Annotated in this window: 16 protein-coding genes; 7 read left to right on the top strand and 9 right to left on the bottom strand. The window is 54.2% G+C overall.

The window, feature by feature from the left end; all coding sequences use genetic code 11:
* Positions 1-23 precede the first annotated feature (23 nt).
* Complete coding sequence (locus tag HBA55_RS04890; RefSeq protein WP_338109355.1) at positions 24-1,991, top strand: NAD(P)-binding protein; 1,968 nt, start codon at positions 24-26, stop codon at positions 1,989-1,991.
* A gap of 48 nt (positions 1,992-2,039) precedes the next feature.
* Here HBA55_RS04890 and HBA55_RS04885 read toward each other — a convergent pair whose 3' ends face one another.
* Together HBA55_RS04885 and HBA55_RS04880 are read right to left on the bottom strand one after the other, a co-directional pair.
* Complete coding sequence (locus HBA55_RS04885; protein ID WP_166987879.1) at positions 2,040-2,903, bottom strand: DMT family transporter; 864 nt, start codon at positions 2,901-2,903, stop codon at positions 2,040-2,042.
* The gene (locus tag HBA55_RS04880; RefSeq protein WP_206019515.1) at positions 2,900-4,360 is read right to left on the bottom strand and encodes an aldehyde dehydrogenase family protein; all 1,461 of its coding nucleotides are present in this window, start codon (positions 4,358-4,360) and stop codon (positions 2,900-2,902) included. The genes HBA55_RS04885 and HBA55_RS04880 overlap by 4 nt, the downstream gene beginning before the upstream one ends.
* A gap of 250 nt (positions 4,361-4,610) precedes the next feature.
* On the opposite strand from HBA55_RS04880, the gene HBA55_RS04875 reads away from it, so the two are divergent.
* On the top strand, positions 4,611-5,252 hold the full coding sequence (locus HBA55_RS04875; RefSeq protein ID WP_166987873.1) for a GntR family transcriptional regulator: 642 nt from the start codon (positions 4,611-4,613) through the stop codon (positions 5,250-5,252).
* A gap of 179 nt (positions 5,253-5,431) precedes the next feature.
* Positions 5,432-5,893 carry a VOC family protein gene (locus HBA55_RS04870; protein ID WP_166987870.1) on the top strand — a complete coding sequence of 154 codons (462 nt, stop codon included), beginning with the start codon at positions 5,432-5,434 and terminating at the stop codon, positions 5,891-5,893.
* Between the two features lie 127 nt (positions 5,894-6,020).
* Here HBA55_RS04870 and HBA55_RS04865 read toward each other — a convergent pair whose 3' ends face one another.
* Both HBA55_RS04865 and HBA55_RS04860 read right to left on the bottom strand, forming a co-directional pair.
* Entirely contained in the window at positions 6,021-8,297 is a 2,277-nt protein-coding gene (locus HBA55_RS04865; protein ID WP_166987867.1) for a TonB-dependent receptor, read from the bottom strand.
* Positions 8,298-8,567: 270 nt separating this feature from the next.
* Complete coding sequence (locus HBA55_RS04860) at positions 8,568-9,782, bottom strand: MFS transporter (protein ID WP_166987864.1); 1,215 nt, start codon at positions 9,780-9,782, stop codon at positions 8,568-8,570.
* A gap of 168 nt (positions 9,783-9,950) precedes the next feature.
* Here HBA55_RS04860 and HBA55_RS04855 point away from each other — a divergent pair, with 168 nt between their 5' ends.
* A complete protein-coding gene (locus HBA55_RS04855) occupies positions 9,951-10,613 on the top strand; it encodes a GntR family transcriptional regulator (RefSeq protein ID WP_166987861.1) in 663 nt (220 codons plus the stop codon).
* A gap of 265 nt (positions 10,614-10,878) precedes the next feature.
* Here the strand turns inward: HBA55_RS04855 and HBA55_RS04850 are convergent, their stop codons facing one another.
* The 5 genes from HBA55_RS04850 to HBA55_RS04830 form a co-directional block, all read right to left on the bottom strand.
* On the bottom strand, positions 10,879-11,979 hold the full coding sequence (locus HBA55_RS04850) for an NAD(P)-dependent alcohol dehydrogenase (RefSeq protein WP_166987858.1): 1,101 nt from the start codon (positions 11,977-11,979) through the stop codon (positions 10,879-10,881).
* A gap of 22 nt (positions 11,980-12,001) precedes the next feature.
* A complete protein-coding gene (locus HBA55_RS04845; protein WP_166987854.1) occupies positions 12,002-13,189 on the bottom strand; it encodes an MFS transporter in 1,188 nt (395 codons plus the stop codon).
* Between the two features lie 14 nt (positions 13,190-13,203).
* A complete protein-coding gene (locus HBA55_RS04840; RefSeq protein WP_166987851.1) occupies positions 13,204-15,045 on the bottom strand; it encodes an arylsulfatase in 1,842 nt (613 codons plus the stop codon).
* A gap of 57 nt (positions 15,046-15,102) precedes the next feature.
* Positions 15,103-18,423 carry a fused MFS/spermidine synthase gene (locus tag HBA55_RS04835; protein WP_166987846.1) on the bottom strand — a complete coding sequence of 1,107 codons (3,321 nt, stop codon included), beginning with the start codon at positions 18,421-18,423 and terminating at the stop codon, positions 15,103-15,105.
* A 205-nt stretch (positions 18,424-18,628) separates the two neighbouring features.
* The gene (locus tag HBA55_RS04830) at positions 18,629-20,923 is read right to left on the bottom strand and encodes a TonB-dependent receptor (RefSeq protein ID WP_166987841.1); all 2,295 of its coding nucleotides are present in this window, start codon (positions 20,921-20,923) and stop codon (positions 18,629-18,631) included.
* A gap of 361 nt (positions 20,924-21,284) precedes the next feature.
* On the opposite strand from HBA55_RS04830, the gene HBA55_RS04825 reads away from it, so the two are divergent.
* The 3 genes from HBA55_RS04825 (at position 21,285) to HBA55_RS04815 (ending at position 25,740) form a co-directional block, all read left to right on the top strand.
* Entirely contained in the window at positions 21,285-22,268 is a 984-nt protein-coding gene (locus tag HBA55_RS04825) for an amidohydrolase family protein (protein WP_166987837.1), read from the top strand.
* Positions 22,269-22,419: 151 nt separating this feature from the next.
* The gene (locus tag HBA55_RS04820) at positions 22,420-23,364 is read left to right on the top strand and encodes a LysR family transcriptional regulator (protein ID WP_166987833.1); all 945 of its coding nucleotides are present in this window, start codon (positions 22,420-22,422) and stop codon (positions 23,362-23,364) included.
* A 93-nt stretch (positions 23,365-23,457) separates the two neighbouring features.
* On the top strand, positions 23,458-25,740 hold the full coding sequence (locus HBA55_RS04815) for a TonB-dependent hemoglobin/transferrin/lactoferrin family receptor (RefSeq protein WP_166987828.1): 2,283 nt from the start codon (positions 23,458-23,460) through the stop codon (positions 25,738-25,740).

Genomic DNA, 25,740 nt, shown 5'->3' with positions numbered 1-25,740 from the left:
TTCAGCGTACAGGAGCACGATTCGTGAAAAAAACTCAGCCCACCAACAAAGAACAATCCCTGGGACTGAACCAGGATATTACCCGACGGGATTTTATTGGCGGCTCTCTATTGGGTACCGGAGCCGGCCTGCTGAGCATGAGCGCTCCGGCCATGGCCAAGCGCAAACAGCAAGGCCTGGTTCCGCAACGCATTCCCCTGCCGCTCGCCAACCTGGACAACAAGTGGACTGGTTACGGCGGCGTTGGCGACTACGCGGGTAAAAACGGCAACACTCACGAGGTCGTCAACGACGCTCACGCCCTTCGTAATGGCGACTACAACGATCTTCTCAAGGACGCCAAGGATACAGGAGAAACCTATGATCTGGTGGTGATCGGTGCCGGCTTTAGCGGTCTGACCGCCGCCTCCACCTACCTTGAGGCCAAACCCGATGCGCGGATCTTAATACTGGATAACCACGCCATCTTTGGTGGTGAAGCCAAAGAGAATGTGTTTGAGGTAGACGGCTATCGGCTCTGGGGGCCGCAAGGTTCTTCCGGCACCGTGTTTACCAAGGACAAAACCCGTCTGCCCATTTCGGTTCACCGCATGTGGCAAAAGCTGGGGCTGCCGGAAAGCTTCGACCACCAGAATTTGGAGGGTACCGACAAAAACCTGCTGGTGCCGGAAGATGTTTGGGGCCCCATGCACGCCCGCTGGGAAGACGCGGATCTGGGCTGGTTTTTCGAGAAATCCGGCTGGGTAAAAGATCCCTGGAGCAATGGATTCGAAGGTGCCCCCATCTCCGACCAGCTCAAACGCGACTACCTGCAAATGGAACTCTATCGCCGGCCGCCCCGTCGCAAGGACTGGAAGCAATGGCTCGACAGCATGACCTACAAGGATTTCCTGCTCAAGGAAATGAAACTGTCGAAGGGCGTACTGCCCTATTTGGACCCACTGATGGCGGCCATGGGTACCGGCTTGGGATCCGATGTTATCTCTGCCTACCAGGCTTATGAATTCGTACAGCCCGGCGTGCATGCCTACCGGCGCTATCAGGGGTTTGGCGACCCCACCAACCACAGCTATATCGCCACCTTTCCCGGCGGCAATGCTGGTCTTATCCGACACTTCGTCAAGAACCTGATTCCCGACTCACTGAGCGGAGATAGCTCGCTCACAAATCTCGCCATCAACGCTAAAGTTGACTGGCAGGCACTGGACCGCCCACGGCAGGCAGTCAACATGCGTTTAAGCAGTACCGTTGCGGTCGTACAGCACCAAGGCCAACCGGATCAGGCCGATGCGGTGTCCGTGGTCTATTACAACAACGGCGAATTGGCTCACGTGAGCGGCAAACATGTCGCTGTGTGCGCCGGTCAGTGGGTTAATAAACACATCGTCAAGGACCTGCCTCGACACCAGTTTAAAGCCATGAGCAGCTTCCATCACGCACCCATTCTCACCGTTAACGTGGCACTGAAAAACTGGAAATTTATGGAGAAACTGGGAATCACCGCGGCCCGCTGGTTTGAGGGCTTTGGCTGGTTTATGAGCCTGCGCCGACAGATGCTGTTTGACGGCAAGGCCCCTATGCCCCTGGACCCGGCCAAACCCACGGTTCTGACCCTGTTTATACCGTTTCCCATTCCCGGCATGCCGCTGCCGGAGCAGGCCGTGGCCTCGCGCATGCAAATGTTCTCAATGAGCTACAAGGATATAGAGCGCAGCATCCGCGATCAGTTTGCCAAAATGTTCTCCGCCAATGGTTTCGACCCTGCCCGAGATATTGCCGGCATTATCGCCAACCGCCAGGGTCACGCCTATGCGGTCAGTGGCCCCGGGTTTTACTTTGGTAAGGATGGCGAAAAGTCGCCCAGTGATGTTATTCGCGAAGGTTTTGGTCGTATTCGCTTTGGCCACTCCGAACTGACCGGACATCAGCTGTGGACCACAGCCGCTGAGGAAGGTGAACGGGCGGCACTGCAGTTGCTGGAATTGGGCTAATCGGAGAGAGGAACAGGATATGCCACCATGATCGCAGTAGTTGGTCGTTCAAGGCCACCTGATCTTTAGCGAAGGCAACACCACCGCCAGGAAAATCAATGTGATACCAATCCAGACGCCGCCCTGGGGCAGTTCTCCAAAAAAGGCATAACCCTGCACCAGGGCAATCGGAATCCCCAGGTTAAACACCGGTGCCAGATCCGCCACACTGGCGCGCCGAAAGGCGCGCATCATCAGCCACTGACAACAGAGTCGAAACACGGCTGTCAACGCTATCAAACCCAGGGCGGCAATCGATACAGACTGCCAGTTTGAGACCGCAAATGGCAGCGACATCAGGGCGGAAATAACCAGCAGCCACAATAACGCCGCCTCAGTATTTTCGTTTTGCGCCACAGATTTCATCAACACGGTTTTTAAGGCCAGGAAAAAACCGGCGATAATGGCCATGGAACCGCCCGGCAGATCAATGCTGCCCTGGGGATTCATTACCAGCACCACACCGGCTATGCTCAAGACCACAGTAACCATGTTGAGGGTGGTAATGGATTCCTTCAGAAACACAGCGCCAAGAATCACCAGGAACATGGTCTCAACGCTGAACAGCGTATTGGCCTCTGCCAATGGAAGCCGGATTAACGCTGAATACATGGCGAAGGTTGACGCGAAGGCCACCAGCCCCCGAAAGAGAAAGAGCCCGGGGTGCTTGAGCCGAAAGAGGGAAGCTCCTTTCTTTGCCATTACGGGCAATAAAAACACAATCCCTATCAAAGAACTGAGCAACAATATCTGCTGGCTGCTAAGCTCTTCCTTCAGACCCAGATGGCGGACAATGACGTCCACACCGGACATAGCCAGAATGGCCAGGAAAAGCTCAACAATCGCAACCGACTGAATTCGCGCAAGCTTCAACCGTCGGCGGTTTCCATATAGATATGTTTGGTTTCCATAAAGTCATTAAGCGCTTCGGTGCCGTGCAGGCGTCCTAACCCGCTTTCTCCGTAGCCACCGGTTTCCGCTTCGGCGATCAGCTTACCGTGAGTGTTTAACCACACCGTACCGGATTTAATCGCCCGCGAGACACGCATGGAACGGTTGAGATCGTTGGTCCAGACGCTGGCGGCCAAACCGTAGCGGGTTGCGTTAGCACGGTGTATCGCCTCTTCTTCTGTACTGAATTTCTCCAGGCAGATAATGGGCCCGAAAATTTCTTCCTGAATAAAATAGCTGTCCAGATTTTCGACCGCAATCAGGGATGGGCGAACAAAACAGCCCCCGCCAAACTCACCCTCCAGGGGGCCACCCGTCACTACCATCTGGGCTTCGTCGCGGGCACGCTCCAACAGGCTCAGTACACGCTCCTGATTGGGTTTATCAATGAGCGGGCCCATCTGTGAACCGGCGTCATAGCCGGGGCCGAGTTTTACGTTTTTGTATGCATGGCTAAACGCAGCCTTGTATTCCTCAAAGCAACTTTCGTGCACCAGAATACGGGTGATGGCAATGCACATCTGCCCGGACATCACCAGTGACCAACGGGTAACCGCAGGCACCACTTGGTTCATGTCCGCATCCGGGAAAATCACCGTCGGCGCCTTGCCGCCAAGCTCCAAAGACAATCGCTTTAAGGTGTTGGAGGCCGACGCCATAATCGCCTTGCCGGTGGCGCTGGAGCCGGTAAAACTGATCACATCCACCGCTGGGGATTCCACCAAACGTTTACCAACGACGGCGCCTTGTTCGTTGACCGAATTCACCACACCCTTGGGCAAGGCTTCGATCTCATGCAACCGAGCAACGATCCAGGCGTTTGCCAATGGTGTTTGTGGTGCGGGTTTGATCACCGCAGTACACCCGGCGGCCAGGGCCGGTGTCAGTGAGCGAATCAACAGAATGACTGGTGCGTTCCAGGGCACAATCACCGCCGCCACACCGGCCGGCTCGCGGGTCAGCAATGAGTAAGTACCCGGCTCGGTTTCCGTGGTACGACCAAACAACGTACGGGCCAAGCCAGCGTAAAAACGGCATTCGGATATAGAGGTCATCACCTCGAACACCGCCTCCGCCTGTAACTTGCCGTTTTCCAGGCAAATCAACCGAATCAGCTCTTCCTTGCGGGCCTCGATACGATCGGCCAGTTCCAGTAGCACTTTTTCGCGCAACCGCGGTGAGCTGGCCCAGTCAGTGGAATCAAAGGCACCGCGAGCGACACTAATGGCATCGTCGGTCAGCGCTTGGCCGCCCAGGGTGTAATGCCCCAGTACCTCGCCGGTGGCAGGATTAAAACTGGGCTGAAGCTCGGGATCCGGTCCGTCGCACCAGGTGCCGTCGATGTAGTGTTGTGCAGTGTGACGCTCGTTTGTACTCAAATCCGATTCCTCCCAACGTAAAGTAACACTAGATCCCAACAGGTGTGGAAGCCACATATTGAACTACAATATATCTGTTTTTATGTGTATTTACCATATTTTAATCTTTTTTGTACTACATTAATAAAGAAAGGAATGCCCTCTGATGCTCTCCAAAGACCACTCCCCACGGAGGTGAACACTGACTGAAATACCATACTGTTGTACAATTCTGCCTTTCAATCAGACCCACAGAGAACCGGACTTCACTATGGCCAATACCGCAATCGAGATCGCCTACTCCGGCATTCGCAAATCCATTTTCGATGGTGACTTTCCTCCCGGTTTCCACCTCAGGGAAGAAGAACTGGCGGAGACCTTCGAGGTCAGCCGTACTCCTGTTCGTGAGGCTATGCGTCGCCTGGTGGAAGAGGGCTTGGTGGAAATCAGGGAAAATCGTCGCTCCTATGTGAGTGACGTATCACCCCAGGAGCTTGAAGACATCTTCGATGTTCTCTCAATGCTGGAGAGTTACAGTGTCAGCCTTGCCGCCAAACGCATCACTGACGAACAGCTGGAGGAACTTAAGGGCCTGCAGGATCAATTGGAATCCTGCGGTGAAGAGGACGAGAGTTTTATCCGCCTGAACTCCCAGTTTCACAAAGCCCTGCACCGCATCAGTGGCAGCAAACGCCTGTACGACATTATCGTGCAGTTGGTCAATTTTCCGTCCACCTGTTACCTCAAGGTCGGTGTCCACACTGAGAATGACACCGCCAACCAACAGCACCGCAATATTATCGATGCCCTCGAACGCCGGGATGCCGACTGGGCAGCACTGCAAATGAAGATGCATACGGAGACGGTTCGCCAAGAGTACCGCCAGCTGTTGAACGCAAAGACCGGGGAATAAGGCAAACGCTCTCATCCCGCGTAGCAGCGCGCTCTGAGCATCTGGTGTTACCCCCGCCCCTTCGAAGGAAGCAAAACTGTAGGTCAAAATAATCATGATTCAGCATTTTTTGCTGAATAAAAACTATTTTTGTACTACAGTTTGATATCGACAGATAATCGCGATTCAGGGGAGCTCCTATGACATCAAATATCCGTGGACTGCATCACGTAGCGCTGGTCATTCCTGACTTGGATCAAGCCATCGAATTTTACGGTGAGGCACTGGGCTTCGAACTTGTCAAAAGAGCTTCCTGGGAGGCTCCCCACCCGCTATTTGACAACCTGGTGGGGCTGAAGGATTGCGCCGCGGAATTTTGTTTGCTGAAGACCGGCAATTGCTACCTGGAAATGTTCTGCTACCAAAGCAGTCGCCATCAGGATGCTCACACGCCCGCCGCCGACCAGCCCGGCATTCGCCACCTTGCGTTTGAAATTGAAGAACTGCAACCGAGCCTGGAAAAGGTGCTGCAGCAGGGGGGCTCCAGAATTGGAGAAGTAGTGCATGTTAAGGGCGGAGGCTCCGCCGTTTACTGTCGTGATCCTTTTGGCAATATTCTTGAACTGGTACAACCGGCGGGCAATATGCCGGGCTTGAACTAGCCCTTAAATTCTATAAACAACTTTACATCGCGGCGGATTACGCATTGCTCTTGCGCCCGCTTTTTGGGTGAAAAACACAAAAGGCCGACAATCAAAATGATTGCAGGCCTTTTTGTTTGCACTGGCGTTAGAAATCCACACCAAAGGTTACGCCATACTGGCGAGGATTGCCGGGGAATCCAATCACTGTGCTGAACTCCTGCATATGATTAAAATATAGCTCATCGGTCAAGTTTTTGCCCCAGGCACTGAGCTTGTACTGCTGTTCACCACCAAAGCGATACTCCACAAAAGCGTTAACCAACATATAGGAAGGATCCGTTGTATACTCGCGAGTCTCTGGCGTATCCACCAAGTTAAACTCCCGCTCATCGGTGTAGCGGGCGTTCAGATTGGCAGTAATCAAACTGCCGTTGTCCAGTTCAAACTCTTTGGTAACACCGATGTTGGCGGTGAACTCCGGCGCATTGGTCAGGTTTCGCCCTTCCTCAATCGGAGTGGCGCCACCCGTCAACGCCGTAGCGCTTTCCTTAACCACCTCGGTTTTCAATAGACCCAGCGCGAAGTCAAAGGTCCAGCCACCACCCGGCGCATAGAGCGCATCAAACTCAAGCCCATAGGTTTCAGACTCGGCCGCGTTAACCACCGTAGATGCCAGGCCACCATTAGGTGCGACCACGGTAATTTGCAGCTGCTGGTTGGTGTAGTCGTTATAGAACAGGGCCAAGTTAGTCTGCAGAGTCTTTTCCGCCCAAGTGGCCTTGAAACCAACTTCGTAGGCAACCACCTCTTCGGGATCGGCGGGGTCACCGGCGATACCCAACAATACCGCCTCGGGCGCATCGGTAAACTGCCCGCCCTTCTCTCCGCGAGAAATACTGCCATACCATAACTTGTCTTCGTCAGCGGCGAATTCCAATCCGATTTTTCCGCCCCACTGGTGCCAGGTTTCCTCGAAGGGTATCAAGGCCTCATCACCATCGCGGAATGAAACCAGATTTGGATAGAGCCAGGCATCGGGCTGGTTTATATCCAGCACACTCAGTCCCGCTGACATTTGCGCGCGCACATCGCCTTCTTTCTTCTCGTACACATAACGCAAGCCGGCGGTCAGACTAAGGCGATCTGTCAGGTCTGTTTCCATTTGGCCAAAGACTGAAAACATGTCTGTATCTTGCTTCAGATTACTGTTTGCCGCGAAGGCAACTTCGGGAATATCCACGAGAATGGGTACCGTGGTGTACAACTCTGCTGTTTCGATCATGGCGAATGCGCCACCAATCCAACGGATATCTGCACTGTCATCAGAGGTCCAACGGAACTCCTGAGTAAACTGCTCGGTCTCGCTTTTCTGGCGGAAGAGTACGAACGAGATGTCATTCAGCGCATCGGCATCTTCCCAATGATCGTACTCGTTTTCTTCCCAGGCGGTCAGCGACATGAAAGTAAAACCTTCGTAGTCTTTGTCAAACCGAATGGAACCACCGAACGCGGTGATATCATCGATATCGTTTTTCAACTCACTGTAAGCTTCGTCAGTTTCGCTGTTAGGCGTCAGGCCATCCCACTCGGCGTTGACGCAGCCGTTATTGAAATTGTCGATATCCATATTACCGGGACAAACACCGTGTGCCTTAAGCGGTCTGGAACCACCTTCGCTTTTGCCGCCGTGCAGATTAAACAGCCAACGGGTGTCGTCGGTGGGCTCCCAGGCGATCTGCGCGCGAAACAGGTTTTGGTTACGCTCGCCCAGTCGATCTCCATCCAGGCCATCGTTTTGGTTCTTCCAGTAACCGTCATTGTTCAACGACTGAATCGCAACGCGATAAGCCGCATTGTTACCTAACTCACCACCGATGGCGGCATTGAGATCCAGGGTGTCATAGTTACCGGCAGACAGATCCACATAACCCTTGGTACCACCACCGATTTCCGGCTTGCTGGAAATAAAGTTCACGGCACCGCCGGTTGTGTTACGACCATAGAGGGTGTTTTGAGGACCGCGCAGCACTTCGACTCGCTCGGCGTCAAAAATAAACAGCCCCGCCACAGCCGGAGAGTTCAGAACCACTTCGTCCTGAAACACCATAACCGGCTGCACACCGATAGGCGAGAAGGTGGCAAAGCTGACGCCGCGAATACCCAGCTGCAACTGACCCGCCGAGTTATTGGTTTGCAGCGCAACGTTGGGCATCTTGGTAAACAAATCCCGCGGCTCCACCAGATTATTGGCACGCATGTCGTCGCCAGACATAGCGGACACCGCTACGCCGATATCCTGTACTGACTCCGCACGTTTCTGCGCAGTAACGATAATTTCCTCAATCTGCGCCAGCGCTGAAGAAGCTCCGACAACGGAACTGACAGCAACACTCAGCAGCGTATTGGTAATTTGGTTTTTCATAACGTCTCCGGGTCACCCTTGTCTCAAGGTTTATTAGTCTTTACCACCGTTTTTAAACTATATCTTAGCCAGCCATATTGTACAACAATTTATTTGTATTGATGTCATGAAAATTCGTCAAAAACCACTGATAAATATTATACCCTATTGTTTTTAAACGATTTATTTTAATTTCGGCCGAAATACAGGACTATAGAAATGTAGGACATTTATAGGTTTAGGCAAAATTGTCGAACAATAACCTCCGTACGACATACGCTAAAAACCCGTTTACCGAACCGAAGCCGGCTCCACATCCCCTCTCTCAAAGTTGCGCCCGTGGCCCATCGAAGCCATGGCCATCAACCCAACGCTCAACCCCAATGCGGCAACGGCAAACCATTGCATCCCCGCATAACCCATCTCTCCCAGCAACAACGCCCCCAAAGCAGGACCAACGGCCCCGCCCAACGTCTGTGCCACCATCGCCAAGACCACCAACCGTCCCTTATGATCGAACGCGGCCACATTGGCGAGTAGATAAGGATGGGCCAGACAGAAACCGAAATTGCAGATCAGGACCGTGATGGTGTACTCGAAGCCGGTGCTAGGCCTGAGAAAAAGAAACATAAGCAGGGCTGCAACAACGACGCCGATGCCAGCAGCCAACAACATCAAACGCGACGCACGATTGCCGATAAACGTGGCGAGCAGCGCACCACCGATTCCGGAGAACTGACACCACATCAATCCGGTGGAAACACTGGCATCGTCCACTCCGGCGCTGGTGCCGAAAACAAACAGATAGGGCCAGACCACACCTTGGGCAACGAAATAGGCAGCCACCGAGGCCAGTACGACAGACACCTGCCTCATGGGCAATGGCATCGTGGCAACGGCTGACGCTTCAACGGATGAACCTTCCCGAAGCTTAGATTCGCTCCGAGTGAGCAGCGCAGAACTGCAGCGCAGCCCTAGGACGGACATCGCGGTAAATACCAACAACAGACCATCCAACCCCGCCAAGGAAAAAATGACTGGCAGCAAGCCGAGTACCAACGCCCCGTACACCATGGCCAACATAATCGCCAGACCAAAATTTCGATCCGCACTGGCCGTCAAACCGATGGAGCTGAACCCGAGAGATGTCACCACACCCGCAGACACCCCCGCCACCAACCTGAGCACAACAAACCACTCGTAAGTTTCCACAAACACACAACAGACATTAGCCACTGCCAGTAACACCAAAGCCGCTCGGACCATCACCCGCCAGCAAAATATTTTGGACAGCACCGTCAAAGCCAGAGTAGCCAACGCATAGCCCGTCATTTCAAACGCTATCAGTAAACCGCCCTGCTGTTCACTAAAGCCGGCCTGCTCTATGTAGCCACTTAACAATCCGGGCTGCACGATAATCATCTGCGCACCGGCGACCGTCACCAGGGTGATACGGGAAAACAGATTAGGAATGATCAATGGAGTACCTTCGTCACCAATAGCCATCAGCGCAGCTGATATCAATGACCGACTTTATAACCCCGTAGCACAGTACAGTTTGCACCAAACTGTACTGGAGAGCTCCCGAGCGCCAGGCAGTCCTTTGCGGGCTTGCCAAAGGCAAATCTTACACGCGACAATGGAGGCACTGTTTACCATTGCGGAAACAACACCATGTCAAGTGCTAGCGAAAAGGCTTATCAGAAAATTCGACAAGGGATACTCAACGGAGATTACCCTAGCGGCTCGCCATTAAAGGAAGTGTTACTGTCAGAAGTCTGCGGACTGAGCCGCACCCCCATTCGCCAGGCCATTCAACGTCTGGTGGATGAAGGGCTGGCCAACATTCATGACAATCGCAGAGCCTATGTGGCAACACTATCGCAATCAGCTCTGATGCAGGCCTACGACCTGGCAGCGATGCTCGAGAGCTATAGTGCAAGTCTGGCCGCGCGCAATGCTCGTAAAGAAGATATCGAAAATCTGGAAGCCCTGACCAGAAAAATGGAGCGATTAAATCTCAGCAAACCGGAGCATTGTGTACGGTTTCTGGAACTGAACACAGATTTTCATCTGAGCATTCATCGCCTGTCAGGGAATCCGGAGTTGATCGCGATGATCAAATTAATCCCGGACGCCGCCAACAACTCCGCGAGATTTGGCCACCAGGTCGTCAAACGCAGTTTCAGCAAAGCACTGGAAGAACATCGAAATATTTTAGAAGCATTGAAACGCAGCGATTCCTCCCAGGCATCACGGCAAATGAAAACCCATGTAGAATCTAACCGTCGCACCATGCTAGAACTGGTGCAACTCAATCTGCACAGTGACGGTTAGCACACACCTCGATCCTAAAAAATAATGATGAGGCAGAAAGATCGGCATACCGCGGTGTTGTCGGCGGCTGGTGTGTTGTTTTCGGAGCATTATATGAGGCGCAGAAGGAGTGAAAAAGACCGGCGTTTTTTGCCGGGCTTTTTCGGGACTGAGGGAAGGCCGGAGGGCCGCCGAATCGCTCCGAAAACAACACACCAGCCGCCGATTGAGGCACCAATCTTAATGACATGAACGCAATCGACATCCTCTGTCTCAGGGCTCGGTACTAATCCGGCATTTTCAAAACCGGCTTAATAGCAACACCGGCCAGGCTGTCCTGGCAAGCCTGATTAATGTCCTCAAAGTTGTATTCACGAATCAGGCGTTCCACGGGAAACTCCCCAGCCTCATGCCAGGCCACCAGCTTCGGTACCAACTCACGTGCCACTGCACGGCCGAAGGACACACCCTCCAGGCTGAGTGACTTTACAAACAGCTGGAACGGTTTAAACGTAAACTCTTCCATCGGTGATGGCAGGATGCACGCTGCCATGCGCCCGCCCGGAGACAGGCATTCTATCGCGTTGTTAAACGCCAACGCATTGCCCGTGGTATCGATGGAAAAGCCCGCGCCGCGACCGCAGAGTTCCTGGATTCGTTCCGGTACCTTACCCTCTTTGGCGTCGATCACATGAGTGGCCCCCAGGCCGCTGGCCAGCTCCAGCCGTTCATCGTTGATGTCCACTGCGATCACCGGACTGACACCGAGTTTTTTGGCGGCCATGATCGCGGCAAGACCAACGGCGCCGGTGCCGAACACCGCCAAACTGTTACCGGGCTGGAGCGCAAACTGTTCACAGACGATACCCGCTCCCGTCAGAATACCGCAGGGAAAAGCCGCCAACCGCGCGTCGGTCAAAGTCGAATCCACACACACTAAATTGCGTTCAGAACAAATTGCATGCTGCGCAAACGACGACTGTTGAAAGAAGGCGGCCGACACCCGTTTGCCGTTTTGTGTCACCGTATCTGAACCATCGAGGCGCCCACCGCTAAACGTCACGTCCCAACTGTCGTCACAATGATAAGGCTGATGATGCTCGCAACTGTGACACCGGCCGCACCAGGCGTAAGACATCACCACCCGGTCACCGGGTTTGACACTACCTACCGCCGCGCCGATCTCCTGTACAATACCCACCCCCTCATGACCTTGAATGGAAGGCGCCGGCAACATCTCCCGTCCCTCAATATCCATATGGCACACACCCGTCGCGGTGATCTTTACCAGCACTTCGTCGTCCTGAAGATCACTCAGTTGCACCTGTTCCAGACGCAGTGGCTCGTCAGGCTGGTGACATACTGCAGCTGTGGTGGTCAATGTCATAAGTCAGTTCTCCAAATTGTGATTAAGCCAGTGCATTCTTTGTAACGGCCACCTGTTTGGCCATACGCGCCTGAGCCAACGCCGGCACAGAAATCAGCAGCAAACAAAGCGTAAAGAAACCCATCGAGAACCACTGCAGATTGGCGTAACCGTCGCCATCAATAAGCATGGCCCCCAACGCAGGTCCCAATGCCAAGCCAATAGTTTGCGCCGACACCGCATAGATCACCACCCGTCCGTGGCGATCAAATGCCGCCATGGTGGCCAGCAGATAGGGGTGCGTCAGGTTAAAGCCGAAATTGTAAATCAACACGGCCACCAGATAACTGAAGCCGGTAATCGGGCTGTAGAGGAACATCAGTAACGGAATCACCGCTGCGGCGATTCCCACCGCCAGTGGTGGTAAACGGGTAAAACGGGCGCCCACCACAACCGCCGCAAACGCGCCGGCGATACCGGTAAACTGCGATAATGTTAGACCAGTAGCCACTGACGTTTCTGTTAAGCCCGCCGAGGTACCGAAAAGAAACAGATAGGCCCAAACCGCCCCCTGGGCCAGAAAATAGCAAAGCATCGCCACGACCGCGATCAATTTGTGTGAAAAAGACAGATCTACCGCGTCCGCTTCTACCTCGACATGTTCTTCACCAGACTCCGGCAGATAAAACACCAGCGTCAGACCCGCAGCGGCCAACCCGGCAAACACCAGCAGCAAACCATTAACACCCAAGGCACCGAGAATCCAGGGCAAGGCCGCCATCACCATAGCGCCATAGATCATTGACGCCATAATGGCGAAACCGAAATTGCGATCGGGTTTGGCGGTCAGCCCAATCGAGGTAAACCCCAAAGAAACAATGCCACCCGTGGCGAGTCCCACCACAAAGCGAATCACCGCATAGAGCGTCACATCATCCACCGCCATGGAAGCCAGGTTACCCACCATCGCCACCGCCATGGCCGCCGCCATAAAACGACGCCAATTGATGCGTTTGGACAGATAGATCAACACCACCGTTATCAGGGCAAAGCCTGTCATCTCTGCTGACATCAGAAAGCCGGCCTGCTGTTCGGTAAAACCGCCGTACTCCACCAATCCCTGTACAAAACCCGGCTGCACGATAAACATCTCGCCGCCGATCACCGGCATCATCACCACCGCGACGATCGACCAAAAACTATTGATATTAAAGGGCTTGCTCTTGTTCATAGTCATCCGACCGCTTATTGTTGATTCTGGGAGGCAATAACCACATTGGCATCGGCTCCAAAGGCTTCACGCTGTTGAGCTTCGCTGGGCACGGGTGACCAGTTATAGTGAGTGCGGATATTGCTCCACAAGATATCAATGCCCTCCTCGACCAACACCAACTGATTGCGCTCCACATAGTCCCGCCAGTGCGACAGCAATTCTTCGACCTTTTGAGGATGCTGTTCACTGACATCTTTCAACTCCGTCGGGTCCGCCGCAAGATGGTAAAGCGCCCACTGCCCCAAACCCTTGCCCCAGGGCTGGTTGGCCCACACCAGCTTCCAATCGCCTTGTCGCACCGCGCGGCGATCGAGCGTTTCCCAAACGCTCACATCGTCCGAAGGATGTACCGTATCATTGCGGGCTGACAAAAAGTCTTTCATCGAGCGACCTTCCAGCCGGCGCTGCCCAAATCCCTGATCGCGAGTACCCGGATGTTTCGTTTTTGCCAGATCCAGAATGGTCGCCGGCAGATCCAGCACATGGGTGTAGCTGTCGCTGACGCCTTTGCGCTGAATGCCGGCCGGCCAGTGCAAAATAGCCGGCACACGAATGCCCCCTTCACTCATAAAACCTTTATACAACCCCATGGGCGTACTGCTGACCTGGGCCCAGCCGGGACCGGTCCAGGCAAAGGAATTGGACCGCCCCAGATTCTCCAGCGACAGATCAAAATTCTCCGTTGCCCATTGAGTATAGTAGTCCGCCCAGTCCAGCGGATTGCCGCCTTCGGCGCCGTTATCCGACATAAACACAATCAGGGTATTGTCGAGTTCACCGCTGCGGCGCAACGCCTCAAGCACGCGACCGATCTGACGGTCCATGACCTCCACCATGGCCGCGTAGACCTCCATACGCCGCACCTCAAATGCCTTTTGTGTATCGCTCAGTTCAGACCACGCTGGCCAGGCCGGGTGGCCCGGTGCCGCCTCGATGTTGTTCGCTACAATTCCCCGTCGTTTCATTTCCAGCAGGCGCTGGTGACGAATCGATTCGTACCCCTGTTCATAGACGCCGGAATAACGGGCGATATCCTCATCCGGTGCCTGCAGCGGATAGTGAGGCGCTGTGTAGGAGAGATAAGCAAAAAACGGTTGTTCGTTATGGCGTTGTTGATGTTGTTCCAGAAACCCCAGCATCTGGTCGGTGTAATTCACGCTGGAATAGAAATCTTCAGGCAATGACACCGGCTCGCCGTTGTGCCGGAAAGTGACGCTGGGTAATTCCGCCAGCGCAGGATAGTTGCGAAAGTGATCTGCGCTGCCTTCCACCAGCACAAAACTTTCGTCAAAACCCCGGTTCTGAGGCTGGAACGCCGGGTCCTTGCGCCCGCCCAGGTCCCACTTTCCAGAAATATAGGTGCGATAGCCATTGGCCTGGAGCAGATCGGCAATCGTGGGAACCTCTGCGCGCAGATAGGCCTCGTAACCCGGAGCCCCCTTTTGCCCGCCTCTCTGCTCGGCGGCCATGGTTCCGATGCCGGCGGCATGGTTGTTGATACCGGTCAGTAGCATGGCGCGGGTCGGTGTGCACATGGCATGGGCATGAAAGTTACTCAATACCAGACCGGACTGGGCCAACTGATCGAGGTTGGGCGTCTGGATTTCACCGCCAAAAGGTTGGATATCGGAGTATCCCAAGTCATCGGCCAGAATCAGAAGTACATTGGGCCGCTGCGATACGGTACTTTTTGGTGCGTCCGCCTCTGGCTCCACCTGTTGAACGCAAGCCGTCAAGCCCAGCAAGACACCGGCGAACAGGAAGCCGGATACTGCAGATCGATACATTCGTTTTGGTGCCAACGTTTTTTGCATGAATGATTTCTCTTCTTCAGCCATTTATTGTTTCGTTGATGGTCAATAGATCTTGCTCTATACCTTTAGTCGCTGCAGCAACGAACGTACTCGCGCCAGTACCTCATCGTCCCGTTGCTGCAGCGGTTCGACGAACTCGGTATCCAACAGCCGTCCCATACCACTGAGCCGCCCCCGCAGGGTTTTGGCTTCGAGTTCACTCAATCGATATTTACCCTCGGCGACCCGGTCCAGTTTGCGCTGTACAATTTCCGTCGCGCCCCAGACCGATTCCACAAATTCATAGGGCTTTTGTGCAATATAGGCGGCACCGGCGCGCATCACAAACAGCTCGAAGTTCCAGTACGAGGCCAGCATGTCGTCAGCGATCTCCAGCGCTTCCACCCCCAACTGGCGATCGCCGTTGCGTTGGGCCTGCTGCAGACGCCAATCGACGCGCAGCTTGGTCGCCACCGGATACCAGGGCTGGCGTATATCCACCTGCGCCAGCGTCGTTTCAAGCGATTTAAGTCGCTGCCAGTCACCTCGGGCTCCCAGCATCCAACCTTGAACCACGGCCGCAGGCTCGGGTGCCAATCTCTCGATCATATCGTTGACCAGTTGGGGGCTGCGGCCTTCGGCGTAAAGCCGGAAAAAATCGCGGCTCAGCAAAAAGCCCGCAGCCTGATGCTCGGGCGTGATACTCAATGCCTGGTCCAACGCCGCATAGGCTTTCTCCCGTTCTCCAAACGCACGAAATCCCAGGCTATCAATGACGCGTTGAGTCACCGGGTCAGCCACTGCACGGGCCAGATGAAAAGCGCGCTCATTAAAGCCGGCCGCAATCAGTTGTTGAGCCACATAAATAAAGTCCAGCTGTTGGCCCAGTTGCCGGTGCAGCCAGCTGTCACGATTTAGCAGAGGATCAAGTGACGCAAGCAGCGCCGATAACTCTTTCACTTTAAGCCCACTGGCATCCGACAAGCTAAAGGCGGCCAGCAGATTGTGACTGTCGCGATTATCCTCTGCTCCAGCGGCGATCGCCCTGACCCCCGCTTCATCCAGCCAAAGAGCGGAGGCAACATCCTCCGCTGTGGAGATACCCAGTCGTTGAAAATGTTGCCCCAAGCCTATTCCACCCTGCTGTCGTCGACTCAGTAATTGTTGTTCCAGATCAATGTCACTGTCTGAGCAGAGGAACATCAGCACCTCGCGCATGGGTTGATACAAGCGCACATTTTTGAACACTGAGGTGGTTGTTGCGGCCAACACCCGCAGCAGGCGCTCATCAATGTACTGGGAGTTGATCCACTGCAAATACACACCATCAGGCTTTAAACGCTGTTTGGCCAACTGCATAAATTCTCGGGTATAGAGATTGGCAGCACCGCCGGTCCAGGGGTGAGACGGTTGCGAGACCACTATATCGTAGCGTTTTGACGACAATGACAAGGCATTACGAGCATCGTTGAGAACGATGTTGATGCGCTCATCTGACAGCGGATCGACAGCGCGCCAGGGGCTGGCGACGTGATTGGCGGTGATGACTTCCTTCTCTAGTTCAATCACGTCCACATCAGTGATCGTTGGCGGTACCGCCTCCAGGGTGACACCACCACCAAAGCCGACCACCAGCATATTTTCTGCCTCGGGACGGGCGATGGCCGGCAGCGCTGCCAACCACTTTTGTGAGTGACGCGAAGGTGCGACCCCCCGGCGAAGAATAGAGGCCTCAGGCAGGCCATCATTAGAGAGTTCAAACGTGCCGTTTGCTTCTCGCATCAACACCGTTGATGAGGTCCCCACCGCATAGTAAAGCTCCGTGCCCAGCCCCTGCTTTTTATTGATCAACGCGGTCAATACCATGTCAGGTCGACCCGGATCGGTCATGGTCAACAGCACGGGTATACACAGCAAAAGAGTCGCCGCCGAAGCCAGACACCGGCGCGGCCAATAGGATTGCGACAACATCACCAGGGCTGCGGCCGCTAACAATAGATTAAGACTGACGACGACTTTCAACGAACCGCCGAAACCAAACTCAGGTAAGAGCACAAAGCCGGCCAGTACCGAACCGGCAATAGCGCCAAAGGTGTTCCAGGCATAGACTCGGCCCGAGGCAAGCGGGCTATCTTTGGAGCTGTTCGCCAACACTCGTACTGCCAGTGGAAAGGTAGCGCCAATAAACAGAGTGGCCGGCACCATTACCATCATGGAAAACATCGACTTTTGCAGCAAACCGGAACCGGATGGCATTAAGGTTTCCATTGCCAGATACGTCAGCCAGGACAGACCGGCGATGGCCAGTTGCGCGACCGTCATAAACAACAGAGAACCACGGCAGTCGCGGGCCATCTTACCCGCCAGGGCTCCACCAACGGCAATACCGGTCAGAAAACTGGCCAGCATAATGGCAAACGCATAGATGGTGCCGCCGAACACGTGGTTTAGTAAACGGGTCCAGAGGACTTCGTAGGTAAAGGAGGCGGCACCCGATAGCGCCATCAGCGGCAGGATCCAGCTCTGCAGAGTCCAGCCCAAATTGCACTCGGCGGGTTCCAGATTCAGTGCGATCACCCCAGACTCAGCGGTGTCTGTTGGGTCCTGAACGTCATCTTGTCGAGTGCCGCGTCGAAAACACGAGACCACCACCGCAAACACCAACAGATTGACCAGCACCCCCACAGCCAGTGTGCCCTTCAGTCCCCAATAAGGTACAAGGTAAAAGCCCGCCGCCAAAGTACCCAACACGGCGCCGAATGTGTTAATGCCGTAGAGAAAACCAATGCGAGGGCCAACCAGACGATTGTCTGTGATGGCATGACTGGCCAGCAGAGGCAAGGTGGCCCCCATACAGGCCGTGGGAATCATTAACACCAGGAGACTGGCTAACAGGTAATAAAGCGACTGCCCCCAACCCTCGGCAGCGGCCGGTTGAGCTTGACCACCAAAGGCCGCATAAAAGAGTTGTTGCGCCAGTAACATCAGTACCGGTACTGCAACTGCAGACAAACCGATAACACATTCAAGGACGCCGTAAACCAGAATCGGCCGACGCACTCGATGGGCCAACCGTGCGGCGACAGCGGCACCGAGGGCCAACCCCGCCATATAAGCGGCCAATACCGTGGCCACTGCCAGGTGCGAAGTGCCAAAGATAATAGATAACTGACGCAGCCAGGCCATCTGGTATAGCAGTGCTGCGAAACCGGAAAGAAAAAAGCAAAGGGAAATTACCGCGAACAGGGTACTGTCTTTAGACCACTTGCCTGTGCGGCCGGATACTCGGCCGCTACTAGCCGCACTCTTCGCTGTCGCTACCATCGACGCAACGGCGGGCGTTGAAGACCGAACGATTTTCGATTGGCTTTCGAGCTTACGACGTCGTTTGGCAGTCACGGTAATTTACCTTTAGCTTTTTCAGTTGAGAAATTTGTCTTTGAACCTGCTGGACAACGCCGAGAATCTTTGTCGATACAGCCTTGCGATGAATCTCGTATTGGTTGATTCACCGTAGGGCGGATTTACCCTCAAGGGGCACAAGAGCCGCGAAGCGGCGTAATCCGCCAACCAACCCCGGCCGAAGCCGGGAAAGGAGCACAACCTAAAACTTGGTACTAAAAGTCAAACCATAGGTAGCGGGCTCGGACACAATCGATTGAATAAAGCCCTGACTGCTAAAATCGCTCTTATTGCGAAACCATAGCTCATTGGTGACGTTTTTACCCCAAACCAGAACCCGGTGCTGTCCTTCCTCACCAAACTCATACATAGCCTGCAGATTCAGCCGCGCATAAGAATCGTCGTTAAGCAGATCACTGTTGTTAAGGTTGAACTGCCGTTCGGCGGAATAACGCACATCACCACCGATACTGAACAGGTGGCCGTTATCCAATTCCCACTCTTTGCGCATAGACAAGGAAGCTGTCAGCTCCGGTGCGTTGGTCAGTTCATTGCCGGCAAAGTCGTTGCCTTCGTCATCCACGTATTCCTGGATTTCCGAGCGCAGCAGGCCGAGGCCGGCATCCACAAACAAACCCTCGCTGACCACCCATTGCAGATCCATCTCGGCGCCATAAATCTCGGAGCCACCGATATTGACCAGTGCAGCTGCCAAACCAAAGCCCGGGCTGTTGGTCAGCCGCAGTACCTGCTGGTCGGTGTAGTCACTGAAGAACACCGCAAAGTTCAGGGTTGCCGCGCCGTCTGCCAAGGTGGCTTTGGCACCGGCCTCATAGGACAACACAATCTCTGGGTCCACCGGTGTGTCGGCAGTTCCGGCAATCGCCTGTAGGGGTGCTGCAGAAAAGTTACCGCCTTTAAAGCCACGGGAAATATTACCGTAAAGCATCACATCTTCGTTGAGCACATACTCCACTCCGATCTTTGCACCCCACTCTTCCCACTTTGCATCCAGTTCGGAATTAAAGTCCATGCCCATGGCATAGGGAATCGCCGTCAGTGTGTCGTAGTCCATAGTGTCCTGCCCGTCTTCCGGCGTCAGGAACTCACCCACTTCAGAAAAGAAGCGCACTGCCGTCTGGTTGGTGCCGGTTTTTTCTTCGGCGGTGTAACGCAGGCCGCCTATTACCGTCAGCTCATCAGACACATCGTATTCAATCTCGCCGTAGGCGGAATAGACTTCAGTTTCCAGATCCAGGCGAGTCATGTTAACCATATTCATGCCCGCAAAAATGGGACCGGTATCGCCTTGGGTTTCTTCCCAAAAGCCGTAGAGGCCGGCAATCCAGCGCAGGTCGTTATCCGGAGAGGACGCCAGACGCAGCTCTTGGGTTACCTGATCCGCTTCACTCACCTGATTAAAGTGAAAAATCGTTGCCGGAGAAGCGTCAGAGTCTTCCTGATTTTCGTACTCATTCTGCTCGTAAGCGGTGATAGAAGTAAGCGTCATGCCGTTATCCAGGTCCACCGTTACATGTACGGAAGCACCACCGGCATCCACGTTGTTGGCGGGATCGACCAGATTGGCGAAGTTCTTGTCGTTGTCATCGGTATCGCGGAAACCGTTTCTGTCTACGCAGTTACCACCCAGTTTGATCGCATTGGGACAGGGCTGAGAGGGATCATTGGGGTCTCGCACGCCGATGCTTTTCCAACGCACATTGGTATCGCGAACCTTTTCCGCATGAGCCTTCAGCAAAATGGCGACATTTTCTGATGGCTCGTAGGCCAATTGAGCGCGCACAGCATACTTCTCACGTTCAGTATCGTCGCCGCCCAGGAACGGATTTTCGTTGTATCCGTCACGACTCTGGGCCTGCCCGGCAATACGGAAAGCGGCGTTTTCACCGATCGGTGCACCCACCGCACCTTCAATATCCATTTGCTCGTACTTGCCATAGTTCACCTTGGCATAGCCGTTAAGCTCACCACCAATTTCCGGCTTTCGGGAAATAAAGTTAACTGCGCCGCCAGTGGTGTTACGGCCATAAAGTGTATTTTGAGGACCACGCAGTACCTCCACACGTTCCAGATCGTACACCTGCAGAATATTGACGACCGGAGAATTCAGGGACACTTCATCAGAATAGATGCCCACTCCGCTGACCGTATTAAATCCGGGGCCAGAAGTGCCCATACCACGCAGGTAGATATTGGCGTTGGTCGACGCGTTGTTGGATTGAATCTCCAGATTGGGCACCTTTAACAGTACCTCATCGGAGTTTTGCACCGCAGCACGTTCGAGGGCTTCGGCAGAAAAGGCGTTAACGGATACACCCACATCCTGCAAGGACTCAGCACGTTTTGTCGCGGTGACCACTACCTCTTCCAGCATCAGACCCTCAGCGGCAGCGAGTTGGGGCATGGCCAGGCCAGCTCCCAGGGCGCAGAGCAGAACGCTGCTGCTGAGAGCCCCCTTGGTTATCTTTGTACTCATCTCACTCTCCAGAAAAACTTGGTATTTTTGACTGCCCCACCCAAAATTGTAGAACAATCTTTAGGCAAATTATCAAAAACCCATATATTCGTCAATTATTGTAGTACATTTTTAATGAAAACCGGATTAATACCTAAATAGAAAGGTCAACTTAGGCCAGCCTGTACTACATTTCAGGATTTCTGCCGCTGAACGCCACCCTGCACCAAATTGAACCGAGGATGGGTAACTATTCGCCAGACCAGCCATTCCTTTTCCCCCATATCTCTATGTAAGAAAGTTGTTTTTATCTCGCGCCCGCTGATGCGAACCTAGAGGGCATCCAGCAACCAAATTGAATGGGTAACCACAGGAGACTGTAATGAAGGGCAAGATCGTATTCGAAGAGCATATGGCGATCCTCGAAACCACCGCGGAAACCAAAGACTTCGCCGGAGAGTCCGGACGTTTTGATGAATTTACTGAGGAAATCCTCGACCTGGACGATATGCGCCTGGCCGCTATGGACCGCACCGGCATCGAACTGGCCATCCTGTCCCTGAACGCACCGGCGGTGCAGTCCATCCTCGATACTGACCAGGCGATTGAAATCGCCCGTAAAGCCAACGACACCATTGCCGATGCCGTTAAGCGCCACCCCAGTCGCTACGCCGGTCTGGCAGCACTACCCATGCAGGACCCGCAGGCAGCCTCAGAGGAACTCAAGCGCTGCGTGAAAGAGTTAGGTTTTAAAGGTGCACTGGTCAACGGCTTTACCCAGCGCGGCGAAGAAGATTCCGCGATTTACTACGACATTGACGAATACCGTGACTTCTGGGCCACCGTCTCCGATCTGGATGTGCCTTTCTATTTGCACCCACGCATGGGATTGCCCTCGCAGTCAAAGAATCTGGAAGACCACCCCTGGTTGCGTAGTTCCCCCTGGGGCTTCTCGGTAGAAACCGCGACCCATGCCCTGCGCCTTTGCGGTTCCGGTTTGTTTGAGGATTTTAACAATCTCAAAATCGTAATCGGTCATCTGGGCGAATTTATCCCCTACAACCTTTGGCGCATGGATGCGCGTATGCGTTTCTCCACCCGCGGCTATCGTGGCAAGAAGCTGCTCGGTGATTACTTCCGCGAGCATTTCTACATTACCACCAGCGGTAACTTTAGCGATGCCAGTTTTCGCTGTGCGCTGGAGACGGTGGGCAAGGATCGTATTTGCTTTTGTACAGATTATCCGTTTGAACGGATGGACGATGCCGCCAACTGGTTCGACAACACGACTTTGATCAACGATGCCGAGCGCCGACAGATTGGTCGTGAGAATGCCATCGAGTTGTTCAAGTTGGATATGGAGTAAATCAACAGAGTGTGTTCACGGGCCCGTATCGCGGGCTTCTCCCTTAAGACAGCCCTTTGCAAGTTGCGGGGACTATCTTCCAGAGCAGTAGAGAATACCGTTTACTCATGGCAATATCCCCATAGCTCCACGATTTGAGCCCACCAATACCATGAATATCGACAACACCATCAAGGCACTCGCCACCCGTATACGTCAGAAACAGCTGCTGGTATTTATGGCCATCTATGAATGTCGCAATATCAGCGCGGCGGCAGAGCAGATCGCACTGACCCAATCCACCTTATCCAAGAGTCTGACCGAAATGGAAGATGCACTGCAGATGAAACTGTTCGTGCGCTTGCCTCGCGGAGTCACCCCTACACCCGAGGGCGATGTATTTTATCGGCACTGCAAACTGCTGAAGAATCAGTACAAACAAGCGGCGGAAGAGCTGGTACGATTGTCGTCACCGGATGCCGGACACCTCGTCATTGCCTGTGGCCATGTCTGGGATTCGCTGATGGCCCGCACCATCGCCGAATTCAAAAGCCGGTTTCCCGCCACCACGGTACGTATGCATTTTGTCGCCGATGTTGACGCTATAAACGGCTTGTTGAAAGCGGAATACGACCTTATCTTTGGTCGCTTGTTTGACGAAGGCAAACACCCTCCGCTGATTCAGGAAACCGTATTTTTCGACCCGAATTGCCTGTTGGTTCATCACGATCACCCGGCATCGACAACCGAGAAATTGGAACTCACGGAGCTTCTCGATTTTATCTGGCTGGTACCACTCCCCAATGCCTTGATGCGACGCAAGTTTGACCAGATGTTTTTCGACCTTGACCTGCCCTTGCCCACCAATGTTATTGAATGCTCTTCCATGTTGACCGCCCGATCACTGCTTAAAGAGGTGCAAGGTTTGATCTGCATCCCGCCGATGGCTGCCTTTAAACAGGAAGTGGAACAGGGCGTGTTTAAGGTCTTGAGCACCGCGGGACCCAATACTCGGATACCGGTGGGATTTACAACTCGCTCTGACGTTATCGCCTCCGAGGCGGTCGGCAAGTTTCAGCAGATATTGAGGACGATCGCCAGGCAGGATGGGCTGTAACTCATTTCTGTGGATTCTGAGCGGCTTTCCATTTTAAATGTTATGTTATAACATTCCTCAAAATTCAAACCGGTTGCTAAATTCGGAGTCATTATGTGCAGATTTCACTCAACTCAGGCCAAAGGCCAGCTGATCCTCAATACCCTGGCGGGTGCAATAACCGCCGCCCTCTGGCTTCCCGCGCAAGCGCAACAGCCCACCATTGAATCGCCCGAAGGCCTGGAAACACTGCATGTAACGGCACACCGCAGCGAACGGGATATCAACGACATTGCGGCATCCGTGGGTGTGATCAGCAAGGAGCTGCTGGACAAACTGCAGCCCTACACCCTGGCTGACCTGTTCCGCTACGAGCCGGGGGTACAGGTGGAAAAGTCCGGCGATCGTCATGGCGACGCCAGCATCAATATTCGTGGCATTGGCGGCAACCGGGTAGTGATTCTGCAAGACGGCGCTCGCATGCCCTCGGGCTTTGGTTCCGCTGGCGTGGATCAGGGGCGCGGCAGCTTTAATGCTTTTAACCTGGAGCGGGTGGAATTGCTCAAAGGGCCCTCCTCCGCGCTCTACGGCAGTGATGCCATCGGCGGAGTGGTCTTGCTGGAAACACTGGACCCTGAACGCCTGGCCACCAGCTCTGGCTCCACCAGCCATAGCCGCATTGGTGCGGGTTATGCCAGCGTTGACGAGCGCTACCACACCAGTTTTGTCGCCGCCTCCAAGCTGGGTGCGGGTTACGGGTTGATCCAGCTCGACCACCAGGGTTTCTCCGAGCGGGACATCAACAGCAGCTTTGATCCCAACCCCAAAGACGGTGACGTGAATTCGGTGCTGGCGAAATGGTCATTCGATAGCGAGACGCTTGGCCACTGGGACTTTATTGGCGACTACTGGAAGCAGGACGTCGACAATACCCTTAACACCAATATTGGCCCGGTCGCGGGCCCACCCGGAACCGCGATTACCAGCAGTGTCGCCAGCGACGAATCCCACCGCTGGCATTTGGGTGTCCACAATACCCTGCAGCAGACCCTGGGGTTGGATTTACTGCACTGGCAGCTGGACTATCAGGAATCAGATTACGAGCAACACGAAGACGAATTGCAACAGAATCCAGGCAGCAACTTCCCGCCAATACCAGCCAGCGCCCAACGCACCCTGGAGCACGAACAATTTGAGCAACAACAGTGGAGCTTTTCGCTGCGCGGAGAGCGCCAGTGGGGAGACCACACCACCGTTGCCGGCGTGGACCTGCTGCATAAATCCTTTACCCGCCCGGTGGACAGAACCATTGTCGATGAGATCAATGGCACTGTCAGCAAATCCGGCGCCGGTGTTACCTACCCTGGCAAGTCCTTTCCGGATACAGACATCGAACAGTGGGGATTGTATCTGCAGGATCAGTGGGTGTTATCCGACAAACTCGATCTGATCATGGGCATCCGCTATGACTCTTTTCGCAGTTCGCCGAACGCAGATGCCGCTTACGACAACTTTAATCCCTCTGGTACCGACGTTGAGTCCCGTTCCGATGATCGCTGGTCACCGAATGTCGGCATGACCTATCAACTGACTCGCGAACAGCAGCTGTATGCCAGTTACCAGACGGGATTTCGCGCACCGCCGGTGGATGACCAATTTATCAGCCGCGCCATTCTGATACCGGTGCCCGGTGTGCCTCACGAAGTGCTGCCCAACAGCGACCTCGGCCCCGAAACCAGCAAGGGTTTCGAACTGGGCTGGCGCTGGAACAGCCGCGTACTTAGCGCCAGCCTCGCCCACTACCGCACCACCTACGAGGACTTTATCGACAGCCGCACCATTGGTTACCGCGAGCTGGCGCCCATATTCGTGGGCCCCACCGCCATTCGCCAGATTCAGTATATGAACGTGGATGAAGTGGAAATCAAAGGGTTTGAATTTAAATCCCGTCTGCACTTGAATCAATGGCTGGAACTGCCCTGGCAAGCGCACCTGAATTTAACGGCTAACGTCATTGAGGCCGAGAATGAAGAGACCGGCCTTGGCCTGAACAGCGTCGGACCGGATACCTTGACATTCGGACTGGATCTGAACAATCCCGATGCCACCCTGGGAATCAGTTGGTATCTGCGTGCCGTTGCCAGCGCCGACGACGCCGAGCCTCTGGTTCAACGGGGTCAGCCCCTACCCGCATTTGAGCCTCCAGGCTACAGCGTTCACGACCTGACACTGGTCTGGAACCCCAATCCCAAGTTGCGGGTTGATGCTACGGTTTATAACCTGTTCGACAAAAAGTTCTGGGGCGCTCACGCCAAAGGCGATAATGCCAACGGCGATCTCGATGCCAAGGCACAGCCCGGTCGCAACTTTTCTGTGAATCTCTCCTACAGTTTTTAA

Source organism: Pseudomaricurvus alkylphenolicus (assembly GCF_011683955.1).
Classification (GTDB): domain Bacteria; phylum Pseudomonadota; class Gammaproteobacteria; order Pseudomonadales; family Cellvibrionaceae; genus Pseudomaricurvus; species Pseudomaricurvus alkylphenolicus.
Note: the sequence above shows the minus strand (reverse complement) of the source record. Positions and strands in the feature narration are given on the sequence as shown.